We start from the raw sequence: 12,849 nt of genomic DNA on the forward strand, positions 1-12,849 counted from the left end.
GGCTGATGGCAACGATTCTATGCCTTTTGCAACGCCGCAGCACGTGTTTTGCCGCCCACCCCCACGGCCGTGGCAATCGCCAGCGCCTGGAACAGGCCGATGAACACGAACAGCAGGGCCGGATGGTCGCCATCCATCAGCGCGCCAAAGAACAGAGGGCCGACGGCCAGGCCGCTGTCGAGGCCCGAATACACGACGCCATACACGCGCCCGGTGGCATTCTTCGGCGCCGCCGCGCGTATCATCAGGTCGCGCGACGGTCCCGCCACGCCCGACGTCAGGCCGATGGCGCCCATCAGCAACACCGCGCCCCAGGCAGGCACGGCGGCCATGGACAGCAGCACGGCCAGCAGCGCGGCGGCGGAAAAGGCGATCGCCACGTTGCGGTCCGGCTGCTTGCTGCGCGCACCCACCACGCCGCCGGCCAGCATGCCCACGGCCGAGGCCAGCATGTAGGCCGTGTAGGCGCTGGTGGCCAGCGCCAGGCTCATGCCGTACAGCTTGACGAGGGCCACACTGGCAAAGCTCTGGATGCCGCCCAGGGCGATGGCGGTAATGAAGAAGAAGGCAAAGCACATCCACACGGCCGGCAAACGCAGAAAGTCCAAGGTGCGCTCGCCGCCAGCTTGCTGGCCCGGCGCGGCCTTTTTCACGGGCTCGGGGCGGATGGCGTGGCGGTTCAGGAACAGGATCAACAGCACGCCGAACGGCAGCACGGCCGCGCACTGCAGCGCGACCCGCCAGTCATAATGGGTGGCAACGTACGTCATGAACAGCGGTGCCAGGGCCCAGCCGATGTTGCCGCTGATGCCATGCACGGAAAAGCCGTAGGCCACGCGGGCTGCCGACACGCGCTGGTTGAGGATGGTGTAGTCGGCCGGATGGAACACGCTGTTGCCCATGCCGGCCAGCATGGCGCCCAGCATCAGCGCCGCATAGCTGTGCGCGGTGGACAGGGCCAGCGCCGACACGCCCAGCAGGAAAATGCCGGAAAACAGCACGGCGCGGGCGCCGAAGCGGTCGACGACAAAGCCGGCAAGCGCCTGCCCCACGCCCGAGATGATGAAGAACACCGTCATCAGCAGGCCCAGCTCCGCATACGACAGGTCGAAGGCCGGTTTCAGCCAGACGAACAGGGCCGCAAGGATCAGATGGTAGAAGTGCGACACGCCATGCGCCAGCCCCACGAGGGCGATGACGCGCGCATCGCTGCGCAAGGTGGGAAGTTCGGATGCCGAGTTAGTTGTTATCATGTCATACCCTGTCTTATACTGGTGAAGCTCAAGTGTATGCAAAATACCATCGTCTGTTTTCCGACAGAACGACATAATTTATCGAATTAAGGCCAAGCTGATGGGTGTACCTATCCTCCACCATACGCGCATGTGTCCGCCACGGGAAGCGCCCAGCGCGACCATCCCCGTGACCATGGTCGCGCGCGACCTGCAACCCGATGAATTTCTCTTGCCGCACAGCCATCCATGGGGCCAGGTGACCATGGCGCTCGAAGGCGTGCTGCGCATTACCGCCAACAACAGCAGCTGGGTGCTGCCGCCCATGCGCGCCATCTGGATCGCGCCCAATGTCGAGCATGCCGTCACGATACTGGAAAAAACCCGCTTGCGCCCCCTGTGCATCCATGCCGCGCGCGCGCCGTTCGCGGGCCGCGACTGCAAGGTGCTGGAAGTGTCGAACCTGCTGCGCCAGCTGATCATGGCGCTGGAGCAATTGGACCCGGGCGAGGAACCGGCGCGCGAAGCGCTGCTGGCCGAACTGATCCTCGATGAATTGAAACGCTCGGACACGCGCCCCATCCGCGTCCCCTTGCCCAGCGACAAGCGCCTGAAAACCCTGTGCGACAGCCTGATCGAGAAACCCGGCTTGAACCAGACCCTGGAACACTGGGCGCAGCTGGTCGGCGCCTCGGAGCGTACCCTGGCGCGGCTGTTCGAACGGGAATTGGGCATGAGTTTTGGCCAGTGGCGCCAGCAAGTGCGCCTGGCGCACGCGGCGCCCCTGATCGCGCGCGGCGTGCCGTTGTCGCAAGTGGCCGAAGAACTGGGCTATGCCAGCCAGTCGGCCTTTTCCGCCATGTTCAAGAAGACTTTCGGCAGTTCGCCGTCAGCCTTCTTTGCCCAGGGCGAGCGCTCTTAAGCCATGAAGTCGAATAAAGAATTCTTGCCGGTATAACCCGGCAAGGCCGAGTTCGTACCCATCTGTTCCTGGGCCGAATAGGCTTTGATCAGCGCCTGCGCCTGTGCCGTCAGCGCCTTGGCCAGCACGGCTTTCTTGTTGGTCAGGGTGGTGATGTCCTTGCCCACCGTCTGCACTTCCTTGCGGATGATGCTCGTTTCGCCCGTCAGCTCGCCGATCTTGCTGGAGAACTGGTCGGCCACGCCCTTGCCGTTATTCGTAAACAGCTTGCTGACGGCATCCGGATCGGCCGCGATGGCGGCCTTGAGTTTTTTATCGTCGAGCACCAACTCGCCGCTTTTGCCCAAGGTCACGCCGGCGCTGCTCAGGATGGAAGCGGGCACGCCCGTGCTGGCCGTGCGCAGCACTTGCTCCATCTGCGAACGCACCTGGCCCAGGGCCGTGTCGGACTTCAAGTCGCCCTGCTGCAGGCTTTGCAGTTTGCTGTTGAGTTCATTGTAGGCCGTGACGAAGCTGGCCACGTTGGTCGCGATCTGGCTGCTGTCCTTGGCGATGACGAGGTCGGTCACACCCTTTTTCTTCAATTCGATGGTGGCGCCCTCGACAGCCGTCGTCAAGGTATTCGTGGCGCTCCTGATGTCCTTGCCATCGACGGTCAGCAACGCATCCTGCGCGGCGGCCGTCTGCTGCAGGCCCTTGCCAGAGCCGGGCGCATAGCTGAGCAAATTGCTGACGGCAGCGTCGCCGGACACGCTGATGCGCATGCTGCTGTCGGCGCCGCTCTTGCCATTGATGGCCAGCGAGTAGCCATCGGGCCCCTTGACGACGCTGGCGTCCACGCCCTGCTGTTTCAGGGCGGCGGCGATGCCATCGAGGCTATTGTTGCTGCTGTCTATCGTCAGCGAAATGACCTTGCCGCTGCCGGGCGTAAATTGCTTGCCATCGGCCGTGCCCACTTCGATCTTGACCAGCGCGGGCGCGCCCGTGCCGATCGCCGCGCTCGACGATTTCTGCGCGCCGCTGAGCAGGGTCTGCCCCTGCGCCAGCTGCTTGACGTTCAGTTCATGGCTGCCGCTGGCGGCCTTGTCCGTGGTGGTGGCGCTCAGCACATCCTTGGCGCTCGACGTGGCCGACGTGGCCAGGCCGCTGCCGGCCATGTTCTTGGCCACGGTCTGGAATTTCGCCAGCGCCGATTGCAGCTGGCCCAGGCCCGAAAACTTGGCCTGGTCGCGCGCCAGGCTGGCGTTGAGCTTGACGACGCCCGTGTTCTGCGACTGCATCTGGCGCTCCACCTTCGCATACACATCGGCCGAGATATTGCCCTGCGTCGTCTGCTGCGTGTTGTTGGTGTAAGCCCTGCTGTTGATGGTCGAATTAAACATGGTAGGCGTTCCCGTCGGGTGTAAGGTCATGACACGCGGTTCAGGTCTTGACCGCGTGCTGCGCTAGAAACGGACGGCAGGCGCGCGTGGCGCGGCGGCATCCCTCTTCTGGTTGATAATTATGCAGTATTACCGGAATATCAAAACAGTGAACAGAACAAGTTTTTCCTGACTGCAAACCCATATGCACCATTCTAGCGCATTTCACTTGCCGCTTATCTCGTGCGCGCCTCAGCGCATGAACTTCGAGATGGCGCTGCTGACAGCCATGTCCAGCTGCAGGAAAGTGAGTCCCACCTTGAAACCGGCACTGCTGAAAATGCAGTGCGAGACGGACACCCGCGCCTCGATGATGTGCGCCGCGCCATCGTAAAACAGCTCGAACAGCACCTTGCCCTGCTTGCCTGTCGGCACCGGCTCAGCGATGACGGCCGCCATGCCACCGGGCCCCACATCAAGGGTGCGCGCCGCCACGGGACCCGCGCCATCGATAACCAACATTGCCTTGGCACGCAAAATCTTGCGTGCGCCCTGCCTTTGCTCTACTGACACTGTATTCCGCTTCTCTCTATGCATTGTCGATACGAATTCGCCATGCGAACTCATCGGACAAATATTATAGTTCCAAACGGAAATTATGTTTGACTTGTCTCAAGCTTGGCATTTAAGCCATACCAACTTTTACTCCAAGTCGCGGAGTTTATTGAACGCTTCGTCGATGCGCTCGACGCCGATGACCTTGAGGCCTTCGATGAGCTGTTTCGGCAAATTGGACTTGGGCACCACGGCCAAGGTAAAGCCCAGCTTGGCCGCTTCGCGCAAGCGCTCCTGGCCCCGTGGCGCGGGGCGGATTTCACCAGCCAGCCCCACCTCGCCAAACACGACCAATCCCCGTGGCAGGGGTTTGTTGCGCATCGACGAGTTAATTGCCAGCAAGACAGCCAGGTCGGCCGCCGGTTCCGTGATCTTCACGCCGCCGACGGCATTGATGAACACATCCTGGTCGAACGCGGCGATGCCCGCGTGGCGGTGCGCCACGGCCAGCAGCATGGCCAGGCGGTTCTGCTCCAGGCCGACAGACAAGCGGCGCGCATTGGGCAAGTGGCTCGTGTCGACGAGGGCCTGGATTTCCACCAGCAAGGGACGCGTGCCTTCCTGCGTCACCATCACGCAGGAACCGGGCACCTGGTTGTCGTGCTGCGACAGGAACAGGGCGGACGGATTCGACACCCCTTTCAAGCCCTTTTCCGTCATGGCGAACACGCCCAGTTCGTTGACGGCGCCGAAACGGTTCTTGATGGCGCGCACGAGGCGGAAGCTGGAATGGGCGTCGCCCTCGAAATACAGCACCGTGTCGACGATGTGCTCGAGCACGCGGGGACCTGCCAGCGCGCCCTCTTTCGTCACGTGACCGACCAGAATGATGGTCACGCCCGTCTGCTTGGCCGCCCGCGTCAATTGCGCCGCGCATTCGCGCACTTGCGCCACGGAACCAGGAGCCGAGCTGAGGGCATCCGAATACACGGTCTGGATCGAATCGATCACCACCACTTCCGGCTTCAGGTCGTGCAAGGTGGACAGGATCTTTTCCAGCTGGATCTCGGCCTGCAATTTGAGTTCCTTGGCATCGATGACGAGGCGCTTGGCGCGCAGGGCGATCTGCGCACCCGATTCCTCGCCGCTGACGTACAGCACGCGCTTGTGGTGCGACATGTTCGCCAGCGCCTGCAGCAGCAGGGTCGACTTGCCGATGCCGGGGTCGCCGCCGATCAGCACGACGCCGCCGGCCACCATGCCGCCGCCCAGCACGCGGTCGAATTCCTCGATGCCCGTGCCGAAGCGGGGCACGTCGATGGCATCGATATCGTCAAGCGACAGCACGGGCGCCGTCTGCGCCAGCGACATGTGCTGCGGATTCGAATAGCGGTTGTTGCCGCCCGTCTCGGGCAGGGTTTCCACCATGGTATTCCACTGGTTGCACGAGGTACATTGCCCCATCCATTTGTTGCTGATGGCGCCGCAATCGCTGCAGGTATAGGTGGTCTTGACTTTTGCCATGGTGTACTTTGCCCGGGTAAGGTGAAACTGCTGTCTATATATACAGTAAATTCACAGTATATACAAACGGCGGGCCGACGTCACTGTCACGCCTCGATCACCGGAACGCGCGGCGCCAATGCGCACATCAGCTCGTAGCCGATGGTGCCGGCGGCCAGGGCCACCTCGTCGATCGGCATGCCCTGGCCCCACAAGGTGACGGCGCTGCCGACTTTTACTTCCGGCACCTGCGTCAGATCGACCATCAGCATGTCCATCGACACCCGGCCGATGAGGCCAGTGCGCACGCCATCGACGAGCACGGGCGTGCCTTCGGGCGCGTGGCGCGGATAGCCGTCCGCATAGCCGCAGGCCACCACGCCGACCTTGATATTGCCGGCCGCCTCATAGCGGCTGCCGTAGCCCACCACTTCGCCGGCGGCGATATCCTGGATGCCGATAATCTTGCTGCGCAAGGTCATGGTGGGCAGCAAGCCGAACGCCTGCGCGGACGTGCCGCCGGGAGCGCCGCTGGGCGTGCCGCCATACAGCATGATGCCGGGGCGCACCCAGTCACTGTCGAGATGGTGCAGCAGCACGCCGGCCGAATTGCACAGGCTGCGCGGCAAGGGTACGCCTATGCTGGCCGCGCCCGCTTCGAAACGCAGCATCTGCTGGGCCAGGGGCAAGCGCGTGGGCGCCGCTTCATCGGCATTGGCGAAATGCGTCATCAGGGTGATCGTGCCGACGTGCGGGATGGCGCGCAGGCGCGCATACGCACCCGCCACGGCGCCCGGCGTAAAACCCAGGCGGTTCATGCCCGTATTCATTTTCAGGTGCACGTCGATGGCGTGCGGCAAGCACGCCGCCGCCAGCATGTCGATCTGTTCCTCGCAATGCACGCTGCCGTTCAGCTTGTGCTGCGCCATGGCAGGCAAATCGCTGGCGTCGAAAAAACCTTCGAGCAGCAAGATGGGCTTGGTCCAGCCCAGTTCGCGCAAGCGCACGGCGTAATCGACCTCGACCAGCGCCAGGCCATCGGCGTCGGCAAAGCCCCGCATGGCCCGCTCCAGGCCGTGGCCATAGGCATTTGCCTTGACGACGGCCCACACTTTGGCGCCGCGGGCGCCGGCACGGGCGCGCGCCAGATTGTGTTGCATGGCATCGAGATGGATGGTGGCGATGAGGGGCCTGGGCATAAGCGTGACACACGGCAAGTGGGAAAGCCGTATTTTACCGGATGGGCCGCAGGCGCGCGCCGCTCGCGGGGACAGGATAGGCGCGCAGGACACCATGTACAAAATGCTCACATGTATGTGTATTTTTCTACGGCAGAAAAATTAAGCTTCGCTTAGGCAAGAGGATGCAAAGCAGCCCCTTCCAAACTTGGGGTTTGCCGTTTTTTCGTGGTATAAAGCAAGCCAGATATGATTTCAGGCAATCCAGAATGAATCGTGGTTTTTATACCATCATGGCGGCGCAGTTCTTTTCCTCGCTGGCAGATAACGCCCTCTTTTTTGTCGCCGTCGATTTATTGGTGTCCATGAAATCCCCGGCGTGGATCACGCCGCTGCTCAAACTGTCGTTCGTGCTGTTTTACGTGCTGTTGGCCGCTTTTGTCGGCGCCTTCGCGGATGCACTGCCAAAAGGCAAGGTCATGTTCATCGCCAACATGGTCAAGATCTTCGGCTGCGCCCTCGTCTTCTTCCACGTGCATCCGCTGCTGGCCTACGCCGTCGTCGGTTTTGGCGCTGCCGTGTATTCGCCTGCCAAGTACGGCATCCTGACGGAACTGCTGCCGCCGGAAAAACTCGTGGCGGCGAATGGCTGGATCGAAGGCTTGACCGTCACCTCCATCATCCTCGGCACCGTCATGGGCGGCGCGCTCGTCAGCGGCCACGTGTCCGACATGCTGCTGTCCATCGACATTCCCCTGATCAATACGGGCATCACCAGCAAGACAGAAGCGGCCTTGTGCGTGGTAGTGGGCATTTATGCGCTGGCGACCCTGGCCAACCTGAAGATTCCCGACACGGGCTGCGTGTATGCGCACCAGGAACGCAATCCTATCAAACTGATTACCGATTTTGCCAATTGCTATTCCATCCTGTGGAAAGACAAGCTGGGCCAGATCACCCTGGCCGTGACGACCCTGTTCTGGGGCGCTGGCGCCACCTTGCAGCTGATCGTGCTGGAATGGGCCAAGCAATCCTTGAACATGCCGTTCGACAAGGCAACCAGCCTGGTAGGCGTGGTCGCTATCGGCGTGGCCGCCGGCGCCGTGCTGTCTGCCCGTTTCATTCCATTGCGCAAATCGCTGACCGTCATTCCTCTCGGCATCGCCATGGGCGTGATCGTCATGATGATGACGCAAGTGCACTCCGTGTGGATCGCCTACCCGCTGCTGATACTGATCGGCGCCCTGTCCGGCTTCTTCGTCGTGCCAATGAATGCACTGCTGCAACATCGCGGCCACGTGCTGATGAGCGCAGGCCATTCCATCGCCGTGCAGAACTTCAATGAAAACCTGTCGATTCTGACCATGCTGGCCGTGTATTCGATCATGATCCGCTTGCACCTGCCGCTCAACATCATCATCACCCTGTTCGGCCTGTTTGTCGCCGGCACCATGTACATGATCATGCGCAAGCACAAGCTGAACCAGGCTGAGCATGACAATCTTTCCTTGATCGGCGAGCAGAAGCATTAATTAGGGTGGTGTCGGATTACGCGCTATGCGCTAATCCGACCTACATGATTCCGGCGTTACGGCTGTGGTTCATGCTTACGCGGGTAGCGCGCCTGTCAGCCGCCGCGCGGCAGCCTGCTCCGTCCAGTCATGGGGCACAACAAAACCGCGCGTGCGTTCCACTTCCCAGCCTTCGACATTGTCCACCATGGCCACCAGCACCGGTTGCGCCAGATCAAACAAGCGCGCCTGCAAGACGTCGATATCGAGCACTTCCACGTCGCGCCCCTTGAACGGCGCCAGCCATTGCAATCGGGGCAACATGACATAGCGCTGCTGCGGCAATTGCATTGGCGTGCACCAGAAGCCGTGTCCGTGCCCTGGGGAAATACCGTCCATGGCGGGCGTGGCGCCTGCCGCATAGAACAGCCATCCCTTGACCAGCGCCTGCGCCGCGCGCACTGGGTGCGCCAGCAGGCTTTGCGCGGCAGGATGGCGGGACAAGGCCAATTGCTTGTCGAGAATCTTGCGCATCTTCAAGCCCAAAGTATCGGCCAGGTTGGGGCCGATCAAGTGGTTGAACACGCCGGGATCGGGCGCGCCTTCCAGCAGGTAGAACTTGGTGGCGAATTCCCAGTGCAACAGCTCATTCCCGTCACGCAGCAGGAAATCGAACTCGCCCACCGTGTCGTTGCGGTTGACCTGCACTTGCAAGCCATGCGCAGCCAGCAATCCATGCTGCTCAAAATAAAAGGCCAGCAGCTTTTCAGCGTACAGGCCCAGGCGGGAATAGAATTTCGGCCCCAGCGCCGCATCGAGCGGCGACGGGTCATCCTGCAGCGCCGCCAGCCACGTCGCCACGGCAGGCGTGACGGGTGCGAGGCTGGCGATGCGCCCGCCCCAATGGGGACTGGCCGGGTCCAGCAAGTCGGGCGAGTCGAGCAGCCAGGCCAGCGCACGCACGCGGGGGTGCGTCAGATGGCCCCAGCGGCGCTCGAAGCGGGCCTGGAAGGTGCCGACGTCCGTCTCAATCACCGTGCGTGCTTTTCGCCAGGCACAGGTCGGCCCAGGCGCGCGCCTTGGCCTTGCCCGTCCCGTCCTGCAGAAGTTGCTCTGGGTGGAAGGTGGCCACGACGGACGCATTGCCCAGCTGGCGCACCTTGCCGCGTACGGGCTTTTCGCCAGGGTTGATGCCAGCGGCGGCCATCGAACCGAGGGTGACGATGGTGCGCGGCTGCAGCAGGGCCAGTTCGCGGTCAAAGTATGGGCGGCAGGCAGCGGACTCGGCCTCTGTCGGCAGACGTTCCTGCCCGGTCTCGTCGAGCGGACGGCATTTCAGCAAGTGCGTGATGTACACATCGCTGCCCGCGTCGATATCGATAGCCTTGAGCATATTGTCGAGCAGCTTGCCCTGTTCGCCCGGCAAGGCACGCCCTTCCCGCTCTTCTGCGCGCGAGGGGCTGCTGGCCAGCATCAGCCAAGCACCCCGACGGTCGCCACGGCCCATGACGACACCCTTGCGCGTCTTGCACAATTCGCAGCGCGCGCACTTGGCCACGGCCGCCGTCAAGCCATCCCAGTCGAGGGCGGCAATGTCTGCATCGCTCAGCTGTCTGGCGGGCGGCGGTGGCGGTGCATCGTCGAACCAGGCCGTGTCGTCCGGCTCGGCGGCGAGGACTGGCGTCGCGGCAACGGCGACGGGCACTTCGGCTTTCACCTCGACCTTCGCCTCGGCAGCCACCTCGACGACGATTTCGGCGACCACCTCGGCGACCACTGCGGTCACGGCGTCAAAGGCTTCGGCCACGGGTGGCGCCACGGCCGCTTCCATCTCCACGGGCGCTTCGACGACGACGTCAACGGTCTCGGGTGCTGCACCCTGGCGCAAGCGCCACAGGGGGCCGACGCCCATTTCATCGAGGAAAACGGCGCTGCGGCTCATAAGGTATAACGCATCACGATGGCGTCCTCACGTTGCGAATTGGCGGCAGGATAATATCCCTTGCGGCGGCCTATCTGTTCAAATCCATAGCGCTGGTAGATATCGAGCGCGCGCACGTTCGACGGGCGCACTTCCAGCAGCATCGATTCCATGCCCAGCTGGCGCGCGCAGGCGCAGGACTGGTTCAGCAGGAAACGCCCCAGTCCCTGTCCCTGAATGGCGCCCTCGACGGCCACGTTCAGCAAGTGCGCTTCATCGACGACCAGCATCAGCAAGAAGTAGCCGAGCAAGGTGCCATCCACGTCGCGCAAGACCCAGGCCGGGTAGCCGCTCTTGAGGGAATCGACGAAGTTGCCATGCGTCCAGGGATGCGGATACACGCGCTGTTCCAGCGCCAGCACTTCGACCAGGTCCGCTTCCTGCATCGGTTGATAGTCGAGGCGCAGCAAGTCCCAGCCTGCAGTGCTGTCCTTGTCCTTGCCCGCCTCCATCATTGTGCGGACTCCGCAGCGGCCTTGGCGGCCTGCATGTCGAGACGCTCGGCACTTGTGTAAGCGATCTTGTTGCGCAAGTACAGAGGCTGCGCCTCGGCCGCCGTCACGAACTGACCGGCCACAAACGCGATGCGCGCCAGCTGCGCCACTTGCACGGCGTGCGGCATGATGGCCGCGTCCGCGCTGGCGGCGCATGGCAGCGTCGCCAAGGCATCGGCATAGGCCGCAAAACCGTTGCCGCAAGCGGTGACGTCGCCTTGCGGCGCTACGCCGGCAGGCGCACTCAGGGCCGGTGGCGCAACAATCTGCAAACCATCCTGGTAATCATATTGCGCCCAGTACACTTCGCCCATGCGGGCGTCGAGCACGGTCACGATGCGCTGCACACCATGCTGCTGGTGGCACGCGAGCGCCATGGCGTCGAGCGTGACGACAGGCACGACGGGCAGATTGGCGCCGTAAGCCAGGCCTTGAGCGATGCCGCAAGCCGTGCGCACGCCCGTAAACGAGCCGGGGCCGGAACCGTAGGCGATGGCGTCGACGTCCGCCAGGGTCACGCCCGCTTCGGCCAGCAATTCCTGCACCATCGGCAGGATGGACTGGGAATGGGTACGCACGCCCGACGAGGCGCGGGACAGGACGACATCGCCGCGCAACAAGGCGCAGGAGGCGAGTTCGGACGACGTTTCAATAGCAAGTAAGGTGGGAAGTAAGGTAGACATAGCGTATTTTACCTTGCCAGGCCCGGGAACGGCATGCCGTGCCGGCCAACAACAGCCCACTTGCACAGGCCGTGCGCGAGGACGGCTATAATAAAAGGCTAAGCTGATTGCTTGACCGGCGTCATTGCGCCATGCCTGGCAATCCATACGCGACACTATCACCCCACTCTTGCCCTGGTCCGCTCCGTGAATCCACTTCTTGCTAAACTGCAACCATACCCGTTTGAAAAGCTGCGCCAGCTGTTTGCCGGCGTGACGGTCAACCCCGAATATGCGCCCATCAGCCTGGGCATGGGCGAACCCAAGCACCCGACGCCAGCCTTCATCGAGCAGGCATTGACCGACAATATCCATGGCCTGGCCAGCTATCCGACCACCATCGGTTCGGAAGCCTTGCGCACCGCCATCGCCGGCTGGCTGGAGCGCCGCTACGGCATCCCCAAGCTCAATCCTGCCACGCAAATCCTGCCCGTGAACGGTTCACGCGAAGCGCTGTTTGCGCTGGCGCAAACGGTGATCGATCCATCGGCCGGTTCGCTCGTGATCAGCCCGAACCCGTTTTACCAGATCTATGAAGGCGCGGCCTACCTGGCCGGCGCGGAACCATATTTCGTCAATTCCGACCCGGCGCGCAATTTCGGCTGCGACTACGACAGCGTGCCCGCGTCCGTGTGGGAAAAGGTCAAGCTGCTGTTCCTGTGCTCGCCCGGCAACCCGACGGGCGCCGTGCTCACCCTGACGGACTGGGAACACCTGTTCGCCCTGTCCGAGCGCTATGATTTCGTCATCGCCGCCGACGAGTGCTATTCCGAGATTTACCACGGCGACACGCCACCGCTGGGCGCGCTGCAGGCGGCCAACATGCTGGGCCTGTCCACCATCGAGCGCCCATACGCGCGCCTGGTGGTGTTTTCCAGCCTGTCGAAGCGCTCGAACGTGCCGGGCATGCGCTCGGGCTTTGTCGCCGGCGACGCGGAAGTACTGAAAAAATTCCTGCTCTACCGAACCTACCACGGCGGCGCCATGAGCCCCGCCGTGCAGGCGGCCTCCGTCGCGGCCTGGAACGACGAAACCCATGTCGAGGAAAATCGCGCCAAGTACCGCGCCAAGTTCGACGCCATCACGCCGCTGCTGCAATCGGTGATGGACGTGCAATTGCCGGACGCCGGCTTCTACCTGTGGGCCGACGTCAGCCGCACGGGACTGTCCGACACGCAATTCGCGCAACGCCTGTACGCCGAATATAATGTGACGGTATTGCCTGGCAGTTACCTGGCGCGCGACGCGCACGGCATCAATCCGGGCCGCAACCGCATCCGCATGGCCCTCGTGGCCGAAACGGCCGAAGGGCTGGAAGCCGCACTGCGCATAGTAAAATTCTGCCAGCAGCTTTCCGCATCCGCATCAACCACGCATTAACCCTACATAA

At 62.8% G+C, this 12,849-nt stretch carries 12 protein-coding genes; 3 read left to right on the forward strand and 9 right to left on the reverse strand.

Annotated elements, in window-relative coordinates; all coding sequences use genetic code 11:
• Nucleotides 1–17: 17 nt before the first annotated feature.
• On the reverse strand, nt 18–1,253 hold the full coding sequence (locus V3C40_RS15960) for an MFS transporter (RefSeq protein ID WP_331777944.1): 1,236 nt from the start codon (nt 1,251–1,253) through the stop codon (nt 18–20).
• A gap of 100 nt (nt 1,254–1,353) precedes the next feature.
• Here V3C40_RS15960 and V3C40_RS15965 point away from each other — a divergent pair, with 100 nt between their 5' ends.
• On the forward strand, nt 1,354–2,154 hold the full coding sequence (locus V3C40_RS15965; RefSeq protein ID WP_034749790.1) for an AraC family transcriptional regulator: 801 nt from the start codon (nt 1,354–1,356) through the stop codon (nt 2,152–2,154).
• Here the strand turns inward: V3C40_RS15965 and fliD are convergent.
• The 4 genes from fliD to alr form a co-directional block, all read right to left on the reverse strand.
• A complete protein-coding gene (gene fliD, locus V3C40_RS15970; protein WP_331777945.1) occupies nt 2,151–3,536 on the reverse strand; it encodes a flagellar filament capping protein FliD in 1,386 nt (461 codons plus the stop codon). The genes V3C40_RS15965 and fliD overlap by 4 nt on opposite strands.
• Nucleotides 3,537–3,767: 231 nt before the next feature.
• Entirely contained in the window at nt 3,768–4,142 is a 375-nt protein-coding gene (locus V3C40_RS15975; protein ID WP_307788848.1) for a PilZ domain-containing protein, read from the reverse strand.
• Nucleotides 4,143–4,217: 75 nt separating this feature from the next.
• Nucleotides 4,218–5,594 carry a DNA repair protein RadA gene (gene radA / locus V3C40_RS15980; protein ID WP_034749799.1) on the reverse strand — a complete coding sequence of 459 codons (1,377 nt, stop codon included), beginning with the start codon at nt 5,592–5,594 and terminating at the stop codon, nt 4,218–4,220.
• An 86-nt stretch (nt 5,595–5,680) separates the two neighbouring features.
• The gene (alr, locus tag V3C40_RS15985) at nt 5,681–6,772 is read right to left on the reverse strand and encodes an alanine racemase (protein ID WP_331777946.1); all 1,092 of its coding nucleotides are present in this window, start codon (nt 6,770–6,772) and stop codon (nt 5,681–5,683) included.
• 248 nt (nt 6,773–7,020) lie between these two features.
• On the opposite strand from alr, the gene lplT reads away from it, so the two are divergent.
• Nucleotides 7,021–8,283: a lysophospholipid transporter LplT gene (gene lplT, locus V3C40_RS15990; protein WP_034749808.1), complete on the forward strand. Its 1,263-nt coding sequence runs from the start codon at nt 7,021–7,023 to the stop codon at nt 8,281–8,283.
• A 75-nt stretch (nt 8,284–8,358) separates the two neighbouring features.
• Here lplT and V3C40_RS15995 read toward each other — a convergent pair whose 3' ends face one another.
• Genes V3C40_RS15995 through tsaB form a run of 4 tightly spaced genes read right to left on the reverse strand, consistent with a single transcriptional unit; the run spans nt 8,359 to nt 11,420 of the window.
• Nucleotides 8,359–9,294 carry a DUF1853 family protein gene (locus tag V3C40_RS15995; RefSeq protein ID WP_442907278.1) on the reverse strand — a complete coding sequence of 312 codons (936 nt, stop codon included), beginning with the start codon at nt 9,292–9,294 and terminating at the stop codon, nt 8,359–8,361.
• On the reverse strand, nt 9,290–10,204 hold the full coding sequence (locus V3C40_RS16000; RefSeq protein ID WP_331777948.1) for a uracil-DNA glycosylase: 915 nt from the start codon (nt 10,202–10,204) through the stop codon (nt 9,290–9,292). The genes V3C40_RS15995 and V3C40_RS16000 overlap by 5 nt, the downstream gene beginning before the upstream one ends.
• Nucleotides 10,201–10,698 (reverse strand): ribosomal protein S18-alanine N-acetyltransferase, encoded by a 498-nt coding sequence (gene rimI / locus V3C40_RS16005; protein WP_051991022.1) that lies wholly within the window; start codon nt 10,696–10,698, stop codon nt 10,201–10,203. Before rimI ends, V3C40_RS16000 begins: the two co-directional genes overlap by 4 nt.
• Nucleotides 10,695–11,420, reverse strand: coding sequence for a tRNA (adenosine(37)-N6)-threonylcarbamoyltransferase complex dimerization subunit type 1 TsaB (tsaB, locus tag V3C40_RS16010; RefSeq protein ID WP_034749816.1), 726 nt, complete (start codon nt 11,418–11,420; stop codon nt 10,695–10,697). Before tsaB ends, rimI begins: the two co-directional genes overlap by 4 nt.
• 186 nt (nt 11,421–11,606) lie before the next feature.
• Between tsaB and dapC the strand changes: the two genes are divergently transcribed.
• On the forward strand, nt 11,607–12,839 hold the full coding sequence (gene dapC / locus V3C40_RS16015) for a succinyldiaminopimelate transaminase (RefSeq protein ID WP_219327355.1): 1,233 nt from the start codon (nt 11,607–11,609) through the stop codon (nt 12,837–12,839).
• The last annotated feature ends 10 nt before the right edge of the window (nt 12,840–12,849 follow it).

It is taken from the genome of Janthinobacterium sp. LS2A (assembly GCF_036543145.1).
In the GTDB taxonomy this organism is placed as follows: Bacteria; Pseudomonadota; Gammaproteobacteria; order Burkholderiales; family Burkholderiaceae_D; genus Janthinobacterium; species Janthinobacterium aestuarii.

Bases quoted from the DNA above. Each gene is read 5' to 3' on its own strand.
- alr (WP_331777946.1), bottom strand. From the start codon at position 6,772: ATGCCCAGGCCCCTCATCGCCACCATCCATCTCGATGCCATGCAACAC.
- radA (WP_034749799.1), bottom strand. From the start codon at position 5,594: ATGGCAAAAGTCAAGACCACCTATACCTGCAGCGATTGCGGCGCCATC.
- fliD (WP_331777945.1), bottom strand. From the start codon at position 3,536: ATGTTTAATTCGACCATCAACAGCAGGGCTTACACCAACAACACGCAG.
- V3C40_RS16000 (WP_331777948.1), bottom strand. From the start codon at position 10,204: ATGAGCCGCAGCGCCGTTTTCCTCGATGAAATGGGCGTCGGCCCCCTG.
- tsaB (WP_034749816.1), bottom strand. From the start codon at position 11,420: ATGTCTACCTTACTTCCCACCTTACTTGCTATTGAAACGTCGTCCGAA.
- lplT (WP_034749808.1), top strand. From the start codon at position 7,021: ATGAATCGTGGTTTTTATACCATCATGGCGGCGCAGTTCTTTTCCTCG.
- V3C40_RS15960 (WP_331777944.1), bottom strand. From the start codon at position 1,253: ATGATAACAACTAACTCGGCATCCGAACTTCCCACCTTGCGCAGCGAT.
- V3C40_RS15965 (WP_034749790.1), top strand. From the start codon at position 1,354: ATGGGTGTACCTATCCTCCACCATACGCGCATGTGTCCGCCACGGGAA.
- rimI (WP_051991022.1), bottom strand. From the start codon at position 10,698: ATGATGGAGGCGGGCAAGGACAAGGACAGCACTGCAGGCTGGGACTTG.
- V3C40_RS15975 (WP_307788848.1), bottom strand. From the start codon at position 4,142: ATGAGTTCGCATGGCGAATTCGTATCGACAATGCATAGAGAGAAGCGG.